The organism is Mycobacterium sp. FW102-FHT13B02, from assembly GCF_058790275.1.
Genome location: NZ_JBYTCM010000001.1, coordinates 411,813 through 432,601, shown reverse-complemented (window position 1 = coordinate 432,601; position 20,789 = coordinate 411,813). Strand labels below are relative to the sequence as shown.

Annotated in this window: 25 protein-coding genes and 1 pseudogene; 10 read left to right on the top strand and 16 right to left on the bottom strand. The window is 65.8% G+C overall.

Annotated elements, in window-relative coordinates; translation table 11 throughout:
* Positions 1-25: 25 nt before the first annotated feature.
* From AC3WTE_RS02110 to AC3WTE_RS02100, 3 genes are all read right to left on the bottom strand, one after another.
* A complete protein-coding gene (locus AC3WTE_RS02110) occupies positions 26-829 on the bottom strand; it encodes a transglutaminase-like domain-containing protein (RefSeq protein WP_492435237.1) in 804 nt (267 codons plus the stop codon).
* 96 nt (positions 830-925) lie between these two features.
* Positions 926-1,390, bottom strand: coding sequence for a dihydrofolate reductase (locus AC3WTE_RS02105; protein WP_492435235.1), 465 nt, complete (start codon positions 1,388-1,390; stop codon positions 926-928).
* 69 nt (positions 1,391-1,459) lie between these two features.
* The gene (locus AC3WTE_RS02100; RefSeq protein ID WP_492435233.1) at positions 1,460-2,260 is read right to left on the bottom strand and encodes a thymidylate synthase; all 801 of its coding nucleotides are present in this window, start codon (positions 2,258-2,260) and stop codon (positions 1,460-1,462) included.
* 42 nt (positions 2,261-2,302) lie between these two features.
* Here AC3WTE_RS02100 and AC3WTE_RS02095 point away from each other — a divergent pair, with 42 nt between their 5' ends.
* Both AC3WTE_RS02095 and AC3WTE_RS02090 read left to right on the top strand, forming a co-directional pair.
* A complete protein-coding gene (locus AC3WTE_RS02095; protein ID WP_492435231.1) occupies positions 2,303-3,043 on the top strand; it encodes a dienelactone hydrolase family protein in 741 nt (246 codons plus the stop codon).
* A gap of 43 nt (positions 3,044-3,086) precedes the next feature.
* Positions 3,087-4,004, top strand: a complete 918-nt coding sequence (locus tag AC3WTE_RS02090) for an HpcH/HpaI aldolase/citrate lyase family protein (RefSeq protein WP_459369713.1) — start codon at positions 3,087-3,089, stop codon at positions 4,002-4,004.
* Here the strand turns inward: AC3WTE_RS02090 and AC3WTE_RS02085 are convergent.
* Positions 3,998-4,477, bottom strand: coding sequence for a hypothetical protein (locus tag AC3WTE_RS02085; RefSeq protein WP_492435229.1), 480 nt, complete (start codon positions 4,475-4,477; stop codon positions 3,998-4,000). The two genes, AC3WTE_RS02090 and AC3WTE_RS02085, sit on opposite strands and share 7 nt — an antisense overlap.
* Positions 4,478-4,732: 255 nt before the next feature.
* Between AC3WTE_RS02085 and AC3WTE_RS02080 the strand changes: the two genes are divergently transcribed.
* The 4 genes from AC3WTE_RS02080 to AC3WTE_RS02065 all read left to right on the top strand — a co-directional run bounded on the left by AC3WTE_RS02080 (position 4,733) and on the right by AC3WTE_RS02065 (position 6,616).
* Positions 4,733-5,158 carry a PASTA domain-containing protein gene (locus AC3WTE_RS02080; RefSeq protein ID WP_492435227.1) on the top strand — a complete coding sequence of 142 codons (426 nt, stop codon included), beginning with the start codon at positions 4,733-4,735 and terminating at the stop codon, positions 5,156-5,158.
* On the top strand, positions 5,155-5,340 hold the full coding sequence (locus tag AC3WTE_RS02075; protein WP_492435225.1) for a hypothetical protein: 186 nt from the start codon (positions 5,155-5,157) through the stop codon (positions 5,338-5,340). Before AC3WTE_RS02080 ends, AC3WTE_RS02075 begins: the two co-directional genes overlap by 4 nt.
* 268 nt (positions 5,341-5,608) lie before the next feature.
* Positions 5,609-5,833, top strand: coding sequence for a hypothetical protein (locus AC3WTE_RS02070; protein ID WP_492435223.1), 225 nt, complete (start codon positions 5,609-5,611; stop codon positions 5,831-5,833).
* 54 nt (positions 5,834-5,887) lie between these two features.
* Positions 5,888-6,616 (top strand): hypothetical protein, encoded by a 729-nt coding sequence (locus tag AC3WTE_RS02065; RefSeq protein ID WP_492435221.1) that lies wholly within the window; start codon positions 5,888-5,890, stop codon positions 6,614-6,616.
* Positions 6,617-6,727: 111 nt separating this feature from the next.
* Here AC3WTE_RS02065 and AC3WTE_RS02060 read toward each other — a convergent pair whose 3' ends face one another.
* The 6 genes and pseudogenes from AC3WTE_RS02060 to dapB form a co-directional block, all read right to left on the bottom strand.
* Positions 6,728-7,444 (bottom strand): hypothetical protein, encoded by a 717-nt coding sequence (locus AC3WTE_RS02060; protein ID WP_492435219.1) that lies wholly within the window; start codon positions 7,442-7,444, stop codon positions 6,728-6,730.
* 210 nt (positions 7,445-7,654) lie between these two features.
* Entirely contained in the window at positions 7,655-8,611 is a 957-nt protein-coding gene (locus AC3WTE_RS02055) for a DUF4238 domain-containing protein (RefSeq protein ID WP_492435217.1), read from the bottom strand.
* A 5-nt stretch (positions 8,612-8,616) separates the two neighbouring features.
* Entirely contained in the window at positions 8,617-9,021 is a 405-nt protein-coding gene (locus tag AC3WTE_RS02050) for a flavodoxin family protein (protein ID WP_492435484.1), read from the bottom strand.
* Positions 9,022-9,104: 83 nt separating this feature from the next.
* Positions 9,105-9,275 (bottom strand): annotated as a pseudogene (locus AC3WTE_RS02045) (flavodoxin family protein); the annotation flags it as partial.
* 44 nt (positions 9,276-9,319) lie between these two features.
* A complete protein-coding gene (locus tag AC3WTE_RS02040) occupies positions 9,320-9,793 on the bottom strand; it encodes a tetratricopeptide repeat protein (RefSeq protein ID WP_492435215.1) in 474 nt (157 codons plus the stop codon).
* 7 nt (positions 9,794-9,800) lie between these two features.
* A complete protein-coding gene (gene dapB, locus AC3WTE_RS02035; RefSeq protein ID WP_492435213.1) occupies positions 9,801-10,535 on the bottom strand; it encodes a 4-hydroxy-tetrahydrodipicolinate reductase in 735 nt (244 codons plus the stop codon).
* A 67-nt stretch (positions 10,536-10,602) separates the two neighbouring features.
* On the opposite strand from dapB, the gene AC3WTE_RS02030 reads away from it, so the two are divergent.
* The gene (locus AC3WTE_RS02030; RefSeq protein ID WP_492435211.1) at positions 10,603-11,505 is read left to right on the top strand and encodes an NAD-dependent epimerase/dehydratase family protein; all 903 of its coding nucleotides are present in this window, start codon (positions 10,603-10,605) and stop codon (positions 11,503-11,505) included.
* Here AC3WTE_RS02030 and AC3WTE_RS02025 read toward each other — a convergent pair.
* Entirely contained in the window at positions 11,502-12,410 is a 909-nt protein-coding gene (locus AC3WTE_RS02025; protein WP_492435209.1) for an LLM class flavin-dependent oxidoreductase, read from the bottom strand. The two genes, AC3WTE_RS02030 and AC3WTE_RS02025, sit on opposite strands and share 4 nt — an antisense overlap.
* 13 nt (positions 12,411-12,423) lie before the next feature.
* Complete coding sequence (locus AC3WTE_RS02020) at positions 12,424-13,332, bottom strand: SDR family oxidoreductase (RefSeq protein WP_492435207.1); 909 nt, start codon at positions 13,330-13,332, stop codon at positions 12,424-12,426.
* Positions 13,333-13,443: 111 nt separating this feature from the next.
* On the opposite strand from AC3WTE_RS02020, the gene AC3WTE_RS02015 reads away from it, so the two are divergent.
* A complete protein-coding gene (locus AC3WTE_RS02015; protein WP_492435205.1) occupies positions 13,444-14,004 on the top strand; it encodes a TetR family transcriptional regulator in 561 nt (186 codons plus the stop codon).
* Between the two features lie 14 nt (positions 14,005-14,018).
* On the opposite strand, the gene aldR is transcribed toward AC3WTE_RS02015, so the two are convergent.
* The gene (aldR, locus tag AC3WTE_RS02010; protein ID WP_492435203.1) at positions 14,019-14,543 is read right to left on the bottom strand and encodes an HTH-type transcriptional regulator AldR; all 525 of its coding nucleotides are present in this window, start codon (positions 14,541-14,543) and stop codon (positions 14,019-14,021) included.
* A gap of 89 nt (positions 14,544-14,632) precedes the next feature.
* On the opposite strand from aldR, the gene ald reads away from it, so the two are divergent.
* Both ald and AC3WTE_RS02000 read left to right on the top strand, forming a co-directional pair.
* Positions 14,633-15,739: an alanine dehydrogenase gene (gene ald, locus AC3WTE_RS02005; protein ID WP_492435201.1), complete on the top strand. Its 1,107-nt coding sequence runs from the start codon at positions 14,633-14,635 to the stop codon at positions 15,737-15,739.
* 161 nt (positions 15,740-15,900) lie between these two features.
* On the top strand, positions 15,901-16,458 hold the full coding sequence (locus AC3WTE_RS02000) for a DUF4334 domain-containing protein (protein ID WP_492435199.1): 558 nt from the start codon (positions 15,901-15,903) through the stop codon (positions 16,456-16,458).
* 50 nt (positions 16,459-16,508) lie between these two features.
* On the opposite strand, the gene AC3WTE_RS01995 is transcribed toward AC3WTE_RS02000, so the two are convergent.
* From AC3WTE_RS01995 to rpsO, 3 genes are all read right to left on the bottom strand, one after another.
* Positions 16,509-17,795 carry a M16 family metallopeptidase gene (locus tag AC3WTE_RS01995; RefSeq protein WP_492435197.1) on the bottom strand — a complete coding sequence of 429 codons (1,287 nt, stop codon included), beginning with the start codon at positions 17,793-17,795 and terminating at the stop codon, positions 16,509-16,511.
* 52 nt (positions 17,796-17,847) lie between these two features.
* Positions 17,848-20,124, bottom strand: coding sequence for a polyribonucleotide nucleotidyltransferase (locus AC3WTE_RS01990; RefSeq protein WP_492435195.1), 2,277 nt, complete (start codon positions 20,122-20,124; stop codon positions 17,848-17,850).
* A gap of 330 nt (positions 20,125-20,454) precedes the next feature.
* Positions 20,455-20,724, bottom strand: a complete 270-nt coding sequence (gene rpsO / locus AC3WTE_RS01985) for a 30S ribosomal protein S15 (protein ID WP_459369701.1) — start codon at positions 20,722-20,724, stop codon at positions 20,455-20,457.
* Positions 20,725-20,789 lie beyond the last annotated feature (65 nt).

Here is a 20,789-nt window from a genome sequence, read left to right as displayed (position 1 = left end):
CTCGTGGCGCCTCACCGAACTCGGGTCAGCTGATCGATACCAGTTCGTGGGTCGAGTCGATGGGCAGATCGCCATCAGTGGCGGCCGTGACCGCGACGCGGTTCAGGTTGATGGCGCCGTTGTGATTGTCCAGGAAGGCGATATCGGCGGCATCGCGGCCTGTCGCGATGCGGACCAGGGATTGTCTGGGAGCCAGTCCTGTCGCGTCTACGACGCGCCACTGTCCGTCGACCAGCGCCTCTGCGACGGTGTGGAAGTCCATCGGCACACAACCTGGCGCGTATACGGCGACCAGGCGGGCCGGGACCTTCACGGCGCGCAGCAGCGCGACAACCAGATGAGCGTAGTCCCGACACACTCCTCTTCCGGCGAGCATGGTGTCGACGGCGCCGTCGATGGGATCGCTGGAGCCGGGAACGTAGTTCAGCCGATATCCAACCCAGTAGCAGATTTTGTCCAACAGAGTTGCGGCGTCTGAGTGCTGGCCGAATTCGGCGGCGGCGAAGCCGTAGAGCCTGTCCGCTTCGGCGTATCGGCTGGGCCGCAGGTACAGCGTCCTGTCGTATTCAGTCACCGAAGCCGGGTCACAGTGCCCGTCAATCGTCGCCGAGTACTGGACGTGCAGATTGCCCGGGGCCGACTCGAAGGTGTGAATGCGGGTTCCGTGTGCTCCACAGACCTCTCGAGGCTCTATTGAGTTGCCGTTCAACACAAATGACAGCGCCTCCGTGACTGTGGCGCCGGGGTTTTGAGCGACCGCGATCTGAAACTCCAACGTGGTCGGTTCCAGCACATCGACGTTGAGCTCAGAGCTCACCAGTCGCTTCATGTCACAGATGATGCCAGCGCGTCAGACTTCTCGCCCGACGACGTCCCTATTGCCGCGACGCCGGGTAGCGGGCGCTGGACGTCTCGTGCCGGCCGGCTACAGCTGACGCCGGTAGCTGCAGAACCGGTACTTCAACCCGGTCTTGCTGGTCTGCCACTGCCCTGACGTCACCGTCCACGAGTCGTCGAGCGCCGGCGCGAACGCGTCGCCGTCCGGCACGTCGACGTCGATCTCGGTGACCTCGCACCGCGTCGCCGACGGCATTGCCAGCGCGTACAGCTGTGCGCCGCCGATGACCCAGCCGTCGACTTCGGTGGGCAACGACGTCACGACCTCGGCGCCCTCGGCCGCATAGTCGGCGTCGCGGCTGACCACGACGTTGCGGCGCCCGGGCAGCGGCCGGAACCGAGCGGGTAGCGATTCCCAGGTGAGCCGGCCCATCACGACCGCGGAGCCGAGGGTCAGCTCTTTGAAGTGCGCCATGTCCTCGGGCAGCTGCCAGGGGATGTCATTGCCACGGCCGATGACGCCGCCGTTGCCCTGGGCCCAGATCAGCTTCACGGCATCAGCCGAACGTGAAGTTGTTCGCGAAATTCAGCCGAAAACACGCCATCTTCTTCACGTTCGGGGTCAGACGGCAACGGGAGCCTTGATGGCCGGGTGCGGATCGTAGTTGACGATCGCGATGTCCTCGTACCGGTAGTCGAATATCGAATCCCGCGGCGCTAGAACAAGTTCCGGGTACGGCCGGGCCTCGCGCGAGAGCTGCAGCTGCACCTGCTCGACGTGGTTGTCGTAGATGTGGCAGTCGCCGCCGGTCCAGACGAACTCGCCGACCTCGAGGCCCGCCTGCGCGGCCATCATGTGCGTGAGCAGCGCGTACGAGGCGATGTTGAACGGCACACCGAGGAACAGGTCGGCGCTGCGCTGGTACAGCTGGCAACTCAGCTTGCCGTCAGCGACGTAGAACTGGAACAGCGCGTGGCACGGCGGCAGGGCCATCTGGGCGATCTCGCCGACGTTCCACGCCGAGACGATGTTGCGCCGGCTGTCCGGGTTGGTCTTCAGCATCTCGAGCGCCGCGCTGATCTGGTCGATGTGCTCGCCGGACGGTGTCGGCCAGGACCGCCACTGGACGCCGTACACAGGTCCCAGTTCGCCTGTCTCCGAGGCCCATTCGTCCCAGATCGTGACGCCGTGTTCCTGCAGCCACCGCACGTTCGAGTCGCCGCGCAGGAACCACAGCAGCTCGTAGATCACCGACTTGGTGTGCACCTTCTTGGTGGTCAGCAGCGGGAACCCGGCGGCCAGGTCATAACGCAACTGGTGACCGAACAGGCTGCGGGTGCCGGTACCGGTGCGATCAGATTTCGGCGTGCCCTGCTCGAGCACGAGGCGCAGCAGGTCTTCATAGGGAGTCGGCACAGCCACGCCCTCAGCTTACGTTCCGGGGCAAGGAGTAGAACGGAAGCCATGCCCGTGACCAAGGACACCATCACCACCGCCGACGGCAGTTGCGCCGTCACCGTCGCAACGCCGGAGGGCACCGGGCCGTGGCCCGCGGTGGTCATGTATCCCGACGCGGGCGGCCCGCGGCAGACCTTCGATGACATGGCAGCGCGCCTGGCCGGTCTGGGCTACGTAGTGCTGGTGCCGGACATCTACTACCGCGAAGCCGGGTGGGCGCCGTTCGACATGGCCACCGCGTTCGCCGACGAGAGCGAACGCGGGCGGCTATTCGGCATGATGCGCAAGGTCACCCAAGACATCATGGCGGCCGACGCGGCGGCCTTCTTCGACTATCTGGCGGCGCGGCCCGACGTCACGGGAGACAAGTTCGGGACCACCGGCTACTGCATGGGCGGCCGCACCTCGTTCGTCATCGCCGGCAAGCTGCCCGACCGGGTTGCCGCGGTCCTGTCCTTCCACGGCGGCGGGCTGGTCAGCGACACCGACGACAGCCCACACCTGCGCGCCGACCGGATCAGCGCCGTCGTCTACGTCGCCGCCGCCGAGAACGACGGGTCCTTCACCGCCGAGCAGGGCGAGATTCTGGACCGCGCGCTGACCGACGCCGGCGTCGAGCACACTGTCGAGTTCTATCCCGCCGCGCACGGCTTCGCGGTGCCCGACAACGTCGGCGCGTACGACGTGGCCGCGGCGCAGCGACACTGGGAAGCGATGGAACGCGTGTTCGGCACGGCGCTGAAGTAACCCCGGGGCTGGCCCGACTCCCGCTGTGCGGGACGATTGACATGTGTATGACCAGCCCAGCACTTACGAACCCGACGCCAACGAGCACGGATCCCGACTGGACCCGGTACTCGCGCGCAGCTGGCTATTGGTCAACGGAGTGCAGTTCGACCGCTTCTCGCCGGCCACCCGGTCCAACGCCGACATCGTCATCATCGACATCGAGGACGCCGTAGCGCCCAAGGACAAGGACTCGGCGCGGGACAACGCGGCCCGCTGGCTCGGCGACGGCAACACCGACTGGGTGCGCGTCAACGGCTTCGGCACACCGTGGTGGGCCGACGACCTGGAGATGCTGTCGAAGACCTCGGTGGGCGGCATCATGCTGGCGATGGTCGAGTCCGTCGACCACGTCACCGAGACCGCCAAGCGGCTGCCCAACGTGCCGATCGTCGCGTTGGTCGAGACGGCCCGCGGACTCGAGCGCATCACCGAGATCGCGTCGGCCAAGGGCACGTTCCGGCTGGCGTTCGGTATCGGCGACTTCCGGCGTGACACCGGCTTCGGCGACAACCCGGCGACGCTGGCCTACGCCCGCTCGCGGTTCACCATCGCCGCCAAGGCCGCACACCTGCCCGGCGCCATCGACGGCCCCACCATCGGGTCCAGCTCGCGCAAACTCAGCGAGGCCACCGCGGTGTCCATCGAGTTCGGCATGACCGGCAAGATCTGCCTGACCCCCGAGCAGTGTGGGACAGTCAACGAGGGGCTGTCCCCGTCACTGGACGAAATCGCTTGGGCCCAAGAGTTTTTCGCGGAGTTTCAGCGCGACGGTGGCGAAATCCGCAACGGCTCGGACCTGCCACGCATCGCCCGCGCCAACAAGATCCTGGATCTGGCGAAGGCGTACGGCATCCACCCGTCGATGTTCGGCGACGATCCCGACCACGTATCGGCGCCGTCGGACACCTACCACTACTGAGCGGCGTCGCCGGCCTTCTTGTTGCGGCGCATGGCCGGCGCCAGCGCCCGGATGATGCCGCGCAGCGCGTACCAGCCCGACAATGCGGCGAAGACGATCAGCGCGATGAACATCGGCAGCCAGCCGGTGCGGGAATGCCTGACGTTCCACCAGATGATGGCGAAGAGCACGGCCAGAATGAAGACGAGGATGTCGCGCAGGCGGCCTTCCCGATTGAAGGCGTAGTCGGTCGCCATCGATTTGAGTTGGCGGCTGCGATCGATGCCTGCGACGAGTTCATCGATCCGCATGTCGATCACGCGCTGCAACTCGGCCCGCCGTTCGGTCTGCTCGGCGGGGATGCGGTCCAGCAGGTCCATGTCGGCCTTGATCGCAGCCCGCACGTCTGGCGGTTTGATCTGGCCTGCTGCGACGCCGAGCAGCGCACCTCCGGCCAGTGGCGCGGCTCCCAGCGCCAGGTCCGCGATTCCCATGGTCGGCTCCTCAGCTGTCGACGCAAACGTCAATCACCCTAGCCGACGGTTCGCACTCCGTTTCTTTGTACGAGGGCGAGCTGCTGTACCGATCGACCTCGGTGCGTCGGTTCTCCTGCGGCACTTGAGATCTGGAGCTATCAACAAACATGACCAGCCCACCGAACGCATCACTGAGCATTTCCGGCCCGCGATAGCGGCAAATTTCTGTCAATTTACTGCTAATTAACTGCTAAGTTAGTAGTGTCCCGGTCTGTGATTCTTTCTCGCACCGCTTGCTTGCTCGTCGCCGCTTCATTCGCCACGGTCACGCTGGCCGGTTGCGGAGGACCGAACTCTTCGGCGCCGTCAACTGTCACCGCTTCCCCAAGCACAGTGACCGTCGCTCCCAGCACCGTGACGGTTGCTGGACCCACCCCGGCAGCTTCGGTTGCGCCTGCCGCTACGGTCCCCGCGGCGAGCGGGATCACCATTCCCGACATCGCTGTTGGCACAAACGCCGCGATCGCGAAGAGCAAACTCGAAGCTCTTGGACTAACGAACGTCGAGCTCAGCTCTGCCAACCCCAATTACTCGAATGTGTTCCTGCCGAAAAACTGGACTGTAGTTTCCATCGAGCCCACCCCGGGCTCGCAGGTACAGGCATCCGACCCAGTCATCGTGAAGGTGACAAAGCCATGAGTCGTGCACCCGAGTGGCGGCTCCCCGCCGCTCCCTCGAGCACAGTGAAAATCGTTGTGGGGGTTGATCCTGCGACCACCTACACGCGGCTGGTAACCGAGGGTGACGCCGTGGCCCGGTCCACCGGCCTGCTGGCGGCACTCGAAACGGGCCGAGCCAGGCTGACCGGCGTACCTGCCTGACTTCGAGGCCCAAGCGGTCACCTGGGGGGCCGGGCAACACCAGCCCGACCGAGTAGCGGCGGCGGTGGTGGCCTACGACGTGCTGGCGCATTCCATCGGCCAGCGCATGACCGTTGTGAGTCCGTTCGACGCGGCCCGCCGACGCCGCGAGGGCACTGCTCGGCCCGTCCCGGCATGGACGACGCGATGAGTCGGCGGTGGCTCCCTGTGACGGCCCCGACGCTGTGCCGCCCCGCGCGGTGGTCGACTGGCACTACAGGGCCGGGCGATGCTGCGCGCTGAGATGACCATGGCGGGCGAGACCACCGGCTGCGACTGCGGGAGCTGCGGCTGCCCGCCGCCACTGAACGACCCGGAGGCCCCGGCCGCACTGCGGCACGTGAGCAATGCCGACGCAGTGGCCTTCGTCCGGGTCCTGGTGACCCTGGTCAGCTACTACGGCTGTGACGAGTGCGGGGCCTGGTTGCCGACGTTCACCGAATCGACCGCGTAGATCGTCAGCGTAGACACCCGCTCAACGAACGTCTGATGTTAGTAGTCTCGGCACATGAGCCATCGCTCCCGTAGGGAGGGGTCACCGTCCGTTCCCCGTGATTCCGCGCAACTGCGTGAGGCACTCGCCCGGCGCTATCGCCTACTCTCTAAGGCTGCGGCAGCCTACGACGACGGCGACGACGACCAAATCATTGTTCTTGCAGCGCTTTTGCGCGGTCTCCTGACTGACCGGCAAATCGACCATGTCGCATCTCTGGACTCGCTGATGTTCACCGATTCCGCTGATCGACTGCCTGATGATGCCGACCACGGCTACGGCTACGGCCTAACACGAATCAAGATTTACAAGGGCTTGACGACCGGCGGTCGGATCATTGCTCCACTGGGAGGTGCGTATCGCAATCGACCGCCCTCCACTACGCCCTTCAAAAAATGGTGGTCAGAGGACCACGTCCTGTTCCCAACGAACCGCGAATTTCGAACACGCGAATACGTGGTCTACGAGATGGCGAATACAGACGCTATCCACGTCGACCCGGAACTTGACGAAGACTACGACGCGCTTACTCGCGACAACCATGGCTTCCAGATCAACGATATTGAGGTGACTGGCAATCTCGCCAGCGCCGCAGTGCGCCAGATCGTATGGGAGACGCAACATACGCTGAACCGCGCAGTTCCAGACTTGTGCCCATCAGGTTTTCCAGACGTTCCCGAGGAACTCGATGGGCACACGCTCATCCGCGTTTCGGCGACCCGGAAAACCGACCACGACGCTTGACCGAAAGCGCGCGTAGGGCCACCCGCAGCAGTTCGTCCATGGCTTACGGGCGTGACGGCTGCGGGGGCCTGTGCACCGAATTTCAGCGAAGCGTAGGCGGAGCAGTTCTGTCTACGGCTGCCCACTAACCATCGGCTCGATGATGTCATTCAGGAGGAAGTCCTCGCACAGCCACATCCGCTTGCTTAGATCCATATTCTTCATGGGCGCTGAGGCATTGGACACCCACTCAGTGACATCGAGCGCGTTCTCGGTCGCGTCGGTGATGATCATGTGCTGACGGACGGCCAGCTCGTTGAAATCGGCCGGAGCCTCTATCTCAAGGAGCGGCATTGGGGCGGATTCGTCAATCGGCACCCGCCCCGTCATTGGCTCGGGAAAGTAGTGCTTGACCAACGTGAGCGGAGGTTTCAGCCCGATGCGCGCCTTCACGATGTGCGGAGCCAGGGTGTGCCCGTAGCGGTGTCGGTCGATACGCGCCAACTCTTCGATCCACCACAGCACGTTCGACTTGTGGTCGGGCTGCGCGTTGAACGGCTGGACGGTGCGCAGGTCGGCAAAGGTCGAGTCGGACATGGCGATCAACCCTTGCCGGTGCCCTTGGCTGTCGTACTTGGCGGGATCGGTCTTGATCGGAAAGTAGATGCTGCGTTCGTTAGGCGGCGGGTTCTGGCCACTATCGCGGACCGCGACGTAGTAAGCCGTTCCGTCGAGCGCTGCACGTAGGAGATACAGCCATTCGCCGAACAGGGCGCTGATCCGAACCGGCATCGGCTCGATGGTGTTGATAACGAAGGTCCAGCGGGTGTCGGACTCGGCGTCGGCCACTAAAGCGAATCGGCGTGGTTGCCGTTCCATGTATTCGTGCCACAGCTCCCCGATGGACTGGCGTACTTCCGTGGCGCGGTGCACACGGTCGCGGAGGACTTCAATGTCGGGAGCGTTGGGGGCCATGCTGTGAATGCTAGAAGCCCTCTCCCGCAACGGGTGACGACCGGATGGGCATGTCGGGTGAACGGTCAGGGGCGTTGGCGCGGCTCACAGATGGCCTGGTATCGACAGATGGGTCAAGGTCGGTGCGGGAAGTGGCGACGGCAGCGCACCACCGTCGTCTGGGTGGTGATAGACGTACTCGCTGGCCGAGTGCACCGTTGTGTCGTTGATCAGCCTCGCCATTTTGGTCGACCCCGGTTCGATCGCGTCCGCTTCGCCACCGCGAAGACGCTGGATCGATATGTTTGCCTCGGCAAACGGCATCGCGTCGCCCATAATCAGGCCGAGCTTGCGGGTCAGCGGGAACGTGATCAGCTGCGCCGTCAGGAATCCCACGCCTTCCCAGGGCTCAGTCCCTTGGTGGCGTATGAGCCCCACCGGGGAATCCGACGTAACCAGGGCGCGGCGGTCGAAGTGGACGAGTGTCCACGGTCTGCCCACGATATAGGGGAGCAACTTGTCAGCTGAGTCGACGATCGCTGCGATGTGCTGGATCGGTGCCAGCATGATTGGCGGCCCCTCGGGCCGAGTGACTTGCTGCCACAGTTCTTCGGCTTCGTCTTCATCCAATCCGACGCCGTACCTACGCTCGGCCCACTGTTGGATATTCTCACGCCCGCTGAACGTGACCTCCAACCGCGTCATCTGCGCAGCCATGTATTCCAGCGTTCGGCGGTGATCTGGGCCGCGAACATACTGCACCGCGAGAAAGGTGCTCAGCGTCAGTCGCTGCTCGTTGGATAGCGGCCAGTCGCCCTCGACAATGGCGCGCAGAACGCCCGCCGCGCCACCCTCCAATTTCGACAGTGCCCGCTCGAAGGCATCCGCTCCGTCGGGGTGGCCATCGATGGAATAAAAGCGGTTCGTGGCGGCGGTCTTGCCGATCTTCTGAGTGTAGCTCCTATCCCCCGGCAACTTCACCGTGGTGATGCGCTCAGCGTCGTCCGCAAAGCCCCGCAGGTAAAACCTCGGCACCGTGTGATGCAGCTTCGCCTCTGCCATACAGGTCAAGCCCCCATCAACGTCGCGGCGACCGTTGCGCCCAGGTTCCAGCACGCCTCCAGGTCGGCCTTGCTCGGCTTGCCCGACACCACAACGTAATTCGTGGCCTTGGTCCACCCAAGCCCGGTCGTGATGCCGTCCACGGCCCGCTCCGCGCCCTCGGTGCCCTCATTGCCGTGGACCCATAGGCCGAACGGCCTGCCCCGCGTTGCATCCAGGCATGGGTAATACAGCTGATCGAAGGCGTGTTTCACCGCGCCACTGAGATAGCCGAGATTCGCCGGGCTGCCGATCAGGTAACCGTCAGCCTCCAGCGCATCAGTCGGCGAGCACGTCAACGCTGGACGCCGCACCACCTCGACGCCTTCGATCTCCGGATCGGTCGCCCCCGACAACACCGCCTCAAACATCGCCTGGCAGAACGGCGACGGCGTGTGGTGAATGATCAGCAGGCGGCGCGACACGGGTCGGTCCTATTAGCCGGGTAATTGACAAAATATTGCTTGAGCGCGCCCGACATGTAGCCCAGATTCGCCGGGGAACCCAGCACGTAACCGTCGGCCTCCAGCACGTCGGCGGCCGAGAGCGTCAGCGCCGGGCGCCGCACGACGTCCACGCCCTCGATCTCGGGATCGGTGGCCCCGGCGAGCACCGCCTCGAACATCTCCTGACAGTGCGGAGATGGAGTGTGGTGCACGACAAGCAGTTTCACCGTGACGCTTGCTCCAGTTGGACGGCTTTACGGATGGTCTCCCGGGCCCTGCTGCGGTCACCCGCATAGTCGTATGCCCGGGCCAGGCGGTACCAAACCCGCCAATCGTCGGGCGTGGCCTCAACCTCGCGGCGTACCGAGTCGAACAGTGCGTCGGCGGCATCGCGTTCGATGCGGCCGGACGGGCGCTTGGGGAGGTCACTGACGTCGAGTTCGACGCCCTCGTCGTGGGCCAGCCGAGCGAGCCGCTGGTGTGCGAAACCGGCCCGCAGGGTGGCGACCATGGCCCACAGGCCGATCAACGGCAGCACGAAGATGCCGATGCCGAGTCCGATCGCTGCGGGCTCCCCGGACCGCATGAGGATGACGCCGGAGCGCCCGAGCATCACGAAGTAGACCACCAGCGCCACGCACAGGAATGCGACGACCAGCTGGATGCGGAACACCTGCGAGCTCGGTTTGGTCCCCACCGGCCCGTCACAGCCCCATCAGGTTCTCGATGCCGATGGTCAGTCCGGGGTACTTGGCAACCTCACGGACGCCGAGCAGCACGCCCGGCACGAACGACGTGCGGTCGATGCTGTCGTGCCGGATGGTGAGCGTCTCACCCTGGGTGCCGAACAGCACCTCCTGGTGCGCCACCAGACCGCGCAGTCGCACGGAGTGGACGGGGATGCCGTCGACATCCGCGCCGCGCGCACCCTCCAAGCCGGTGGTGGTGGCATCAGGGTTGGGCGGCAAGCCTTTTCGCGCCTCGGCGATCAGCTGCGCGGTGCGGGTCGCGGTGCCCGACGGGGCGTCGGCCTTCTGCGGGTGGTGCAGTTCGACGACCTCGGCCGACTCGAAGAACGGCGCGGCCAGCTTGGCGAAGTGCATGGACAGCACCGCGCCGATGGCGAAGTTCGGCGCGATCAGCACGGCGACGCCGGGCTTGGCGGCCACCCAGTCACGGACCTGCGCGAGGCGCTCCTCGGTGAAGCCCGTGGTCCCGACGACGGCGTGAATGCCGTTGTCGATGAGGAACTTCAGGTTGCCCATCACGACGTCGGGATGGGTGAAGTCGACGACCACCTGGGTGTCGCTGTCGGTGAACAGACTCAACTCGTCACCTGCGTCGACGCCGACCGTGAACGTCAGGTCGTCGGCGGCCTCCACACCGTCGACGATGGTCGCACCGACTTTGCCCTTGGCACCCAGAACTCCGACTCGCATGAGGTCAACCCTAACTGTCCGGGGGCGAGCGCAGCGACGGGGAACAGCCCGTCCTACCATCAGCCCTATGCGCGGCGCCAAGATCCTCATCACCGGAGTCACCGGACAAGTGGCCACCCCGATCGCCACAGCCCTGGCCGTCGACAACGAGGTGTGGGGCGTCGCCCGGTTCAACAACGCGCAGGGCCGCCAGCAGCTCGAGCACGCCGGTGTCCGCTGCGAGACGGTCAACCTGGCCGATGGCAACTTCAGCGCGCTGCCAACGGATTTCGACTACGTGGTCAACATGGCGGTGGCCAAGAGCGGCCAGTGGGACGCCGACCTCGCCGCCAATGCGGAGTCGGTGGGCCTACTCATGGCGCACTGCCGTGCGGCGAAGGGCTTCCTGCATACGTCGTCGGCCGCGGTGTACGACCCGCCGGATGACGAGCCACGCGCCGAATCGACGGTGCTGGGCGACAACCACAAGCACCTCTTCCCCACCTACTCGATCTCCAAGATCGCAGGCGAGACGGTGGTGCGCACCATGTCGCGTGCGCTGGATCTGCCGGCCACCATCGCCAGGTTCAACGTGCCCTACGGCGACAACGGCGGCTGGCAGTTCTATCACATGGAGATGATCCTGGCGGGTATCCCGATCCCGGTACCGCCGGGTGGTCCGGCGCGGTACAACCCGATCCACGAAGACGACATCCTGTCGACCCTGCCCAAGCTGCTGGGCGTGGCGTCGGTGCCCGCCACCACCGTGAACTGGTGCGGCGATCAGACCGTCAGCCTGCAGGAATGGTGCATATACATCGGCGAGCTGGTCGGCCGCGAGCCGGTGTTCACCGAGGACCCGAATGCCCTGAGCGGGGGCCCGTCGGACACCACGCGCATGCACGAACTGATCGGTGGCACGTCGGTCGACTGGCGCGACGGCATGCGCCGACTGGTGGCCAAGTTCCACCCGGAGCTGGTCGCCAGCTAGCTTGTCGCCGCCGCCAGCGCGGACGCCAGCGCGACGAGGTGCTCCATTCCCGAGTCGAATTCGGTGTCGAACGGTGGCATCAGCACCACGTGGTCCGCACCCGCCACGAGATGCTCGCGGACCTTGGCGGCAATCTGCTCCGCCCCGCCGAAGCCGACGACGGCGTCGACCAACCGGTCGCTGAGCTCATCCCCCAGCCCGAGCCCGGCCAAGCTGGCGGTGTACGAGGTTCGACCCAGGTTCGTCTCGACCACCGCCCGTGCCGCCTTCCGCGCCTGGTCGCTGTCGTCGCCGAGAACAACCGACAGTCCTACGACCAGCATTTTGTCCGCGCCCAGCACCTGCCGGGCGCGGGCCGTGAACTGCGGAGGGAGCCCGGCGCACATCGCGCCGTCTGCGACCTGCCCGGCCAGGGCGAGCATCTTCGGGCCGATCGCGCCGACAATCCGGGGATAGCCCGCGTGCGCAGCGGGCGGCCACGTCTGGTCGTCCATGTGGTCGAGATAGTCACGCATCGTCTGCAATGGAGGCCCGAAGTCGCGGCCCACGGTCGCGGCCTGTTGGGGATACCCGACGCCCACGCCCAGCATCAACCGGTCCGGGTAAGCCTGGGCCAGCATGGCCGCGCCGGCGTGCAGCGTCTGCGGGGCCCGGGCCCAGATGTTGGCGATGCCGGCGCCGACAGCCGCTCGCGGTGCCGCTGCCAGCATCAGGGCAAGGTGCACCAACACATCCCGCCCACCGATCACCTCGTTACTCCACACCGCTTGAAACCCGGCGTCATCCAACCTCGCCACGGCCTCTCGTTGGACCGCGACCGGCACCGCGTCAGTGAAGCCGAGCGGTGGATAGGTACCGACGCTGCCGAACGCGCGGCGCACCGCGTCAAGGTCGAAGGGGGTCATTCCGTCCGCCCGGTCAGCTCGCGCGAGGCGCGAAGTAGTGGCCGGCCTTGAGGTCCTCGAGCAGGGTCGGCTGCACGGGATCCCAGCCGAGCATGGCCCGTGTCCGTTCACTGGATGTCGGGTTGTCGAGCGCGACGAAGCCTGCGAGGAAGCCGAACTGCGCCGCAGCGTGGTCGGACGAAATCTCCTGCACCGGCACACCCAACCCATCGCCGATGGCCTGTGCGATATCGCGGAAGGCGATCCCCTGTTCAGCCGCCCCGTGCAACACCGAGCCTGCCGGTGCCGATTCCACCGCCAGCCGATAGAGCCGCGCGGCGTCGACGGTGTGTACCGCCGGCCATCGATTCGAGCCGTCGCCCAGATACCCGGATCGTCCTGCCGCGCGGGCGAATTCGATGAGACTGGGGATGAAGCCGTGGTGATCGGTGTCCCCGTGCACCGTCGGAGCGAGCCTGATCACCGATGACCGCACGCCTCGTTCGGCCAGCGCGAGCGTGGCCAGTTCGGATGCGCCCCGCGGCGCCGACCTGTCCACGTCAGCGTCCTCGGTACCGAGCCGGCCCGGCTCGCCGAAGGCGAGCATGAGGGTGCCCGAGGTGTTCACGAACGGCTTGCCAGTGCCCGTCAGGGCCTCCCCCATGGCTTCGACCGCGCGCAGGTCGGCCTGGAGCGAGTCGGCGTAGTTGGAGAAGTCGTGCTTGAAAGCCAGGTGGATGACGCCGTCAGAGGCGGCGGCCGCGGCAGCGAGCCCGGCGGGGTCGTCGAGAGTGCCGTGGTGCACCTGCGCGCCGGCCGCGGTGAGGGCACTCGCCGAGGCGTCCGATCTGGCCAGTCCGGTGACCTGATGGCCTGCTTGTAGCAGCTCGCGGACGACGACGGACCCGATGTGCCCGCTGGCGCCGGTGACGAATATGCGCATGGTTTCAGCTCCTCAAGTGATGTCAGTCCATGACATCACCGAACGTACACCCAATGTCAGTCACTGTCATCAGTCGTGGTGACAGTGACTGACATCGCCTACAATCCGCCCGTGGGCCGTTGGGAACCGAACGCGCAGGGCCGCCTTGAGCAGGCGGCCCTGGAGCTGTACCTGCAGCAGGGCTTCGACGAGACGACGGTGGCCGAGATCGCCGCCCGAGCAGGCCTGACAGAGCGCACCTTCTTCCGGCACTTCACGGATAAACGGGAAGTGCTGTTTCGGGGACGCGAACTCGCCGAGGCGCTGGAGGCTGCCATCGACGATGCTCCCGCGGCCGCCGCACCCCTCGATGCCGTCGCAGCGGCGCTGGAATCAGTGTCCGGCTTCTTCGCCGAACGTCGCCCGCATGCACGCCAGCGCCAGGCCGTGATCAGCGCCAACGCCAGCCTGCAAGAACGCGAACTCATCAAGCTCGCATCACTGGCAACGACCATTCGGGACGCGCTGCGCCGCCGCGGCGTCGCCGACCCCGCGGCCAGCCTGGTCGCCGAGGCCGGCATCGCGGTGTTCAAGGTGGCGTTCGAACACTGGCTCACCGATCCGGCCGACCGTAGCCTCGCCGAGCACATCCGCGAGGCACTCGCCGAACTCAAGGCCGCGACCCAATCCTGAGCCGCGGCAACCGGTTACAGCGGCGAGGCGCCGCGCAGGTGCTCGAAGATCAACGACGTCTGGGTGCCGGCCACATCGGCGTCGGCGTTGAGATGCTCCACCACGAACGCGCGCAGGTGCGCGGTGTCGCGCGCAGCGACGTGCAGGATGAAGTCGTCGGCGCCGGCCAGGAAATACACGTCCATCACCTGCGGCAGTCGCCGCATATGGGCGATGAAGTCGCGGATGCGCGCGCGGGCGCCCGATTGCAGGCTCACCGAGATCATCGCCTGCAGCCCCAACCCGATGGCCGCCGGATCGATGTCGGCGTGGAATCCGCGGATCACCCCGAGTTCCTGCAACCGCCGCACGCGGCCGTGACAGGTCGACGCGGCGATCCCGACGAGCTCCGCCAGCGCACTGTTGGGCATGCGTGCGTCGGCGTGCAGAGCGGTGACGATGCGGCGATCGACGTCGTCGAGTTCGACCGGCTGAACATCCTTCGGCTGGGAAGTTTCTTGAGCCCTCGCCTTCGAAGATTGTTCAGATACTAGCGCCATATTGAGAATTATAATCACAGATATTGCAGGTAGGTCGACGTTTATTCACACTTAGGGCATCACCTGATCCACCCAGAGGAGAACCCCAGATGCACGTCGGTATCCCGACCGAAATCAAGAACAACGAGTACCGGGTGGCCATCACCCCGGCCGGCGTCGCCGAACTGGTCAAGCACGGCCACGAGGTGCTGATCCAGGCGGGCGCCGGCGAGGGTTCTGCGATCGCAGACAACGACTTCAAGGCCGCCGGCGCACAAATTCTCACCACCGCGGACCAGGTGTGGGCCGAGTCCGATCTGCTGCTCAAGGTCAAAGAGCCCATTGCGGCCGAGTACCACCGCATGCGCAAGGGTCAGACCCTGTTCACCTACCTGCACCTAGCCGCCTCACGCGAATGCACCGACGCACTGCTCGCGTCGGGCACCACCGCGATCGCGTACGAGACCGTCCAGACCGCCGACGGCCGCCTGCCCTTGCTCGCCCCGATGAGCGAGGTCGCAGGCCGGCTGTCGGCCCAGGTCGGCGCCTACCACCTGATGCGCAGCCACGGCGGCCGCGGCGTCCTGATGGGTGGCGTGCCGGGTGTCGCACCCGCCAACGTCGTCGTCATCGGCGGTGGCACGGCGGGCTTGCACGCCGCACAGATCGCCAGCGGCATGGGCGCGCAGGTCACCGTCTTCGACGTCAACCTGGACACCCTGCGCCGGATCGACGCCGAATGGGGCGGCCGGATCCACACCCGGTACTCCTCGAGCCTGGACCTGGAAGACGCCGTCAAGCAGGCCGATCTGGTGATCGGTGCGGTGCTGGTCCCCGGCGCCAAGGCGCCCAAGCTCGTCACCAATTCGACCGTGGCGCAGATGAAGTCAGGATCAGTGTTGGTCGACATCGCGATCGACCAGGGCGGCTGCTTCGAGGACTCGAAACCCACCACACACGACGACCCGACCTTCGCCGTGCACGACTCGGTCTTCTACTGCGTGGCCAACATGCCGGGAGCGGTGCCGCGCACGTCGACCTACGCACTGACCAACGCGACCCTGCCGTACGTACTCAAGCTCGCCGACCAGGGCTGGCAGGCGGCCTGCCGGGGCGACGCCGCACTGGCCAAGGGCCTGTCGACGCACGACGGCGAGTTGCTGTGCGGCCAGGTCGCCGCGGACCTCGACCTGCCGCTGGGCCACATTGAATTCTGAGCGTTCTGACTCGTCATTCTTGGCACCCATCGCCCGGTCAGCGCAGTGCCGCGCTGGCCGGGCGATGACCTTTCCCGCGATGTGTGCACGCAAGGGTGCGCTGGGCATCCCTTTCCGTGCACAAATCGCTCTTTTGACACCTGTCAAGTATTGTCATCGCCATGCTCTTGCAGGAATTGCTGCCCACGCCGCCGACCACGACCGCCGCAGCCCTCGAGATCTTCGACGCCGCACCCGCCGTTGAACCCGACTTCATGATCGGCACCTGGCATGGCGCCGAAGTACCCACCGGCCACCCCATGGACGGCCTGCTAGAAGCCAGCGGATGGTGGGGCAAGCAATTCGTTGACAGCGAGACGGTGCACCCACTGCTGTTCCCCGACGTTTCTGGTCAGTCGCTGTGGCCGCTCAACCCGGTACTGGCATTCTCCGGTGTCGGCCTCGCCGCCAAAATCCCGCTGCTGCACCGGCTTCGCGTGGCCAAGCCGATTGCCGCCCTGCGTCCGCTGCTGCAGGCCCGGTCCGCCAAGGCCCGGCTGCGCACCACCCGCTACCGCGGTGTCGACACCGCCACAATGGTTTACGACCAACTGCCGATCATGGACGTCTTCCGCAAGCTCAGCGACGATGCCGTCCTGGGCGCCATGGACCTCCGCGGCCAGACTCAGCCGTACTTCTTCGTGCTGCGCCGCGACAACTCGCTGCGGCTCAGCCGCTGAGATTTGTGCACGCAAATCCGCGCCGAACGCGGATTTGCGTGCACAACTCGCTAGCCGATGGAGCGCAGCTGCTTCGGCAGTGAGCGCTTTGACCGGTGCGGGCCCAGCACCGCTGCACCGAAGGGCCGCGTCAGCAGTTCGCGCGCAACGGCATTGACCTCTTCGAGGGTCACCGCGTCGATCGACGCGAGGGTTTCCGAAATCGACTTGTGGTTGCCGTAGTTCAACTCGGCGCGCCCGATGCGGTGCATCCGGGAACCGGAATCCTCCAGCCCCAGCACCAGCCCGCCGCGCATCGAACCCTTCGCAATACGCAGCTCGTCGGCGGTGATGCCTTCGCGCGCAACGTCTTCCAGCACCTCGGTGGTCACCCGCGCCACCTCGTCGAAGCGATCCGGCAAGCACGCCGAGTACACCGACAGCGCACCGGCGTCGGAGAAGGTGTCGATCGTGGAGTACACCGAATAGGCCAGTCCGCGGTTCTCCCGAATCTGTTGGAACAACCGGGAACTCAGCCCGCCGCCAAGCGCCGTGTTGAGCACCGACAGCGCCCACCGGTGCTCCCAGTTGCGCCCAGGGGTGCGTACACCCAGGTACATGTGAGCTTGCTCGGAGTCACGCTTGACGAACTGCAGCGTCGGGGTCCCCGGCACCCGGCCGGCCCCCTTACGCGGCGGCACGGGCTTGCGGCCACGCACCAGATGCGGACGAAAGTGCTTGCGCACCAACGACACAACCTCGTCGTGGTCGATGTTCCCGGCGACCGCGACCACCATCCGGTCGGGGGTGTACCGGCGGACGTGGAACGAGTGCAGTTGGTTCCGGGTCATCGACATGATCGATTCGACGCTGCCGATCACCGGACGGCCCACGGGGTGCGCGCCGAACATGGAGCCGAGGAAGACGTCGGCGAGGGTGTCCTCGGGATCGTCGTCACGCATCGCGATCTCTTCGAGCACCACGTCACGTTCCAGCTCGACATCTGCTGCGGCACAACGACCGTTGAGCACGACGTCCGAAACCAAGTCGATGGCCAGCCCGAGATCGCTGTCGAGCACGTGGGCGTAGTAGCAGGTGTGCTCGCGCGCGGTGAAGGCGTTCAGCTCACCGCCTACGGCGTCCATCGACTGGGCGATCTCGACAGCGGTGCGCGTCGGGGTCGACTTGAACAGCAGGTGTTCCAGGAAGTGTGCCGCACCGGCCACACTGGGGCCTTCGTCGCGTGAACCGACGTTGACCCATACACCGACCGACGCCGAATGCACGTGCGGCAGGTGTTCGGTGACGACCCGGAGCCCGCCGGGGAGAGTCGTCTTGCGCACAGCGGCCGGGGCCATGAGCGCTGTCTCGGGAGAGACAGCAGAGCCCCGGCCGTCGCGCAGATTCTGACTAGGAGGTTGCAGGCGCGGCATCTGCCGGTGCGGTCTCCGTTTCGGCAACAGCGGATTCACCGGACGGCGCCGCTGCGTTCTCGTCGTCCACCAGGACCAGGGAAATCTTCTGCCCCTTGCCACGGTTGTCCGCGGAAATGTCCGCGATCTCCACGCGCAGCTTGTCGCCGACGTTCACGACGTCCTCGACCTTCGCGACGCGCTTGCCCTTGCCGAGCTTGGAGATGTGCACCAGACCGTCACGGCCCGGCAGCAGCGAGACGAACGCACCAAAGTCCGTCGTCTTCACCACGGTGCCGAGGAACCGCTCACCGATCTTCGGCAGCTGCGGGTTGGCGATGGCGTTGATCTTGTCGATCGCCGCCTGCGCCGCCTCGCCGTTCGAGGCGCCGACGAACACGGTGCCGTCATCCTCGATGGAGATGCTCGCACCGGTCTCCTCGGTGATCTGGTTGATCACCTTGCCCTTGGGCCCGATCACCTCACCGATCTTGTCGATCGGCACCTTGATGGTGGTGATGCGCGGCGCGTACGGGCTCATCTCATCGGGCTCGTCGATGGCCTCGGCCATGACGTCGAGGATGGTCAGACGCGCGTCCTTGGCCTGGGCCAGGGCACCGGCCAGCACCTTGGACGGGATGCCGTCCAGCTTGGTGTCCAGCTGCAGCGCGGTGACGAACTCCTTGGTACCGGCGACCTTGAAGTCCATGTCGCCGAAGGCGTCTTCAGCGCCCAGGATGTCGGTCAGCGCGACGTAACGGGTCTCGCCGTCGACCTCGTCGGACACCAGACCCATTGCGATACCGGCGACCGGGGCCTTCAGCGGCACACCGGCGTTCAGCAACGACAGGGTGGAGGCACAGACCGAACCCATCGAGGTGGAACCGTTGGAGCCCAACGCTTCCGAGACCTGACGGATGGCATACGGGAACTCCTCGACGCTCGGCAGCACCGGCATCAGGGCCCGCTCCGCCAGCGCACCGTGGCCGATTTCGCGGCGCTTCGGCGAACCCACGCGGCCCGTTTCACCGGTCGAGTACGGCGGGAAGTTGTAGTGGTGCATGTAGCGCTTGCTGGTCTCCGGACCGAGCGAGTCGATCTGCTGAGCCATCTTGACCATGTCCAGCGTGGTGACACCCATGATCTGGGTCTCGCCGCGCTCGAACAGCGCACTGCCGTGCGCCCGCGGGATCACGGCGACCTCGGCCGACAGGGCGCGAATGTCGGTGATGCCACGGCCGTCGATGCGGAAGTGGTCGGTCAGGATGCGCTGGCGCACCAGCTTCTTGGTCAGCGAGCGGAACGCCGCGCCGATTTCCTTCTCGCGGCCGGCGTAGGTTTCGGCCAACCGGCTGAGCACCTCGACCTTGATCTCGTCGGTGCGCTCTTCGCGCTCCTGCTTGCCGGCGATGGTCAGCGCCTGCGACAGCGCGTCGGTGGCCACCGCGGCGACGGCCTGGAAGGCGTCGTCGGCGTAGTCCGGGAACACCGGGTAGTCGGCGGTCTCCTTACCAGCGGCGTCGTAAAGCTCCTGCTGTGCCTTGCACAGTGTGGCGATGAACGGCTTCGCGGCCTCCAGGCCCTCGGCCACCACGGCCTCGGTGGGAGCACCCGCGCCACCGGCGACCAGGTCGATGACATTGTCGGTGGCCTCGGCCTCGACCATCATGATGGCGACGTCGCTGTCGACCACACGGCCGGCGACGACCATGTCGAACACAGCGTTTTCCAGCTGCTCGACGGTCGGGAAGGCGACCCACTGGCCGTCGATCAGGGCGACGCGGACACCACCCACCGGGCCGGAGAACGGCAGACCCGAGATCTGGGTCGACGCCGATGCGGCGTTGATCGCCAGCACGTCGTACAGATCCTTGGGATCGAGGCTCAGGATGGTGACGACGACCTGGATCTCGTTGCGCAGGCCGGAGACGAACGACGGGCGCAGCGGCCGGTCGATCAGACGGCAGGTCAGGATCGCGTCCGTGGAGGGGCGGCCCTCGCGGCGGAAGAACGAGCCGGGGATGCGGCCCGCGGCGTACATGCGCTCTTCGACGTCGATGGTCAACGGGAAGAAGTCGAAGTGTTCCTTCGGGCTCTTGCTGGCCGTGGTGGCCGACAGGAGCATGGTCTCGTCGTCCAGGTAGGCGACGACGGAGCCGGCGGCCTGGCGTGCGAGGCGGCCGGTCTCGAAGCGGATGGTCCGGGTGCCGTAGCTCCCGTTGTCGATGACGGCGGTTGCTTCGAACACGCCCTCTTCAATTTCAACTGCAGACATGGATGTCGCAATTACCTCTCTCGGCCCGCCCTATGCGGGTTCCGTATTTTCTGGTTCCTCTTTGTTACAGCTGTCGCATCGTCACACGCGAGCATCCAGAAAACCCGAAAACCATCCCGCTAGTTGCTGACGGCCGTCGATCGAAGCGGCCGGGGTCGTACCCCGGCAGCCACTACCGAAGACCGCCCCACGAGGTTCAGGCGGATGCTGCAGTGTCGTTCCGACGTCTTGAGCGTCAGGCCCAAAACAGTTTCATATTACTACCCGCACCAATGCCCATCGCCAGGCCTGCCGGAGCAGACCTGGCGGTGGTTGTGGATCAGTGGTGCGTCAGCGACGCAGACCCAGACGCTCGATCAGCGAGCGGTACCGCGCGACGTCGACCTGAGCGACGTACTTGAGCAGCCGGCGACGACGGCCGACGAGCAGCAGCAGGCCACGACGGCTGTGGTGGTCGTGCTTGTGCTGCTTGAGGTGCTCGGTCAGGTCCGAGATGCGCTTGGTCAGCAGGGCGACCTGAGCCTCCGGCGAACCGGTGTCGGTCTCATGCAGGCCGTACTGACCCAGGATCTCTTTTTTCTGCTCGACAGTGAGTGCCACGAAACAACTCCATCAATTCGGTCCGCGAAGAACAACGAGGGCGCGGCCGCCGCGAACTGCAGCAC